At 35.1% G+C, this 824-nt stretch carries 2 tRNA genes; both read left to right on the forward strand.

Going from position 1 to position 824, the window contains the following annotated elements:
• Positions 1–293: 293 nt before the first annotated feature.
• Positions 294–369: transfer RNA gene (locus HMPREF9444_RS08780), tRNA-Asn, on the forward strand.
• A 193-nt stretch (positions 370–562) separates the two neighbouring features.
• Positions 563–638 (forward strand) — tRNA-Asn (locus tag HMPREF9444_RS08785).
• Positions 639–824 lie beyond the last annotated feature (186 nt).

The raw sequence follows: 824 nt of genomic DNA on the forward strand, positions 1-824 counted from the left end.
TTCTTTCACAAAATTCGCTAAATGAAGTAATGCTAAGCGGCAATCCGGTCAAATCAACCATTTTTCACCTGTGAGTACCTTAATAACTTATTTGTTCATAGTTTACATTAAGTTATCCCCTTTAAAACAATCGATCTTTTTTAGAATCCAAATTAATAATTTTAATCCTTGTAATATCAACTTGTTAACAGAAGACAATAGCTTTAATCTTAAAAAAAACAAAAAAAAACTTGACATCCATAATACTGATATATATACTTTGCACCACTTCGAATGAAGTGCTTTTCTTGAGTTCCTCCTTAGTTCAGTCGGTAGAACGGCGGACTGTTAATCCGTATGTCGCTGGTTCAAGTCCAGTAGGAGGAGCCAAGAACAAATGAAGAAAATCAGCCTTGTGCTGATTTTTTTGTTTTCAGCCCTGTACATTTTCCCCTGCTATTCTTTCATACTGTTTCAACATTAATCGTTAGAATAAAAATTTTTTCAAAAATTGTTTGACAACAATAATATCTTTCTATAAAATGTGCTCCGTTTTCAGGGAAACCTGATTATGTTTTTGAGTTCCTCCTTAGTTCAGTCGGTAGAACGGCGGACTGTTAATCCGTATGTCGCTGGTTCAAGTCCAGTAGGAGGAGCCAAAAAGATTTAAATTAAATCAGCCTTGAGCTGATTTTTTTATGTCTCCGAGAGATCGCAATAACAATTCCACCTAGTTTTCGATTCCAAAAAGCTAAATTTCCCATAGTTCGTTATCGTCAACTATAAGGCCGTCTTCTTCGCCGGCTAATGCTGAATAATCTAATTAAAAAAGATCAGCGATCCAC

The sequence above is a fragment of the Succinatimonas hippei YIT 12066 genome (assembly GCF_000188195.1).
GTDB lineage: Bacteria > Pseudomonadota > Gammaproteobacteria > Enterobacterales > Succinivibrionaceae > Succinatimonas > Succinatimonas hippei.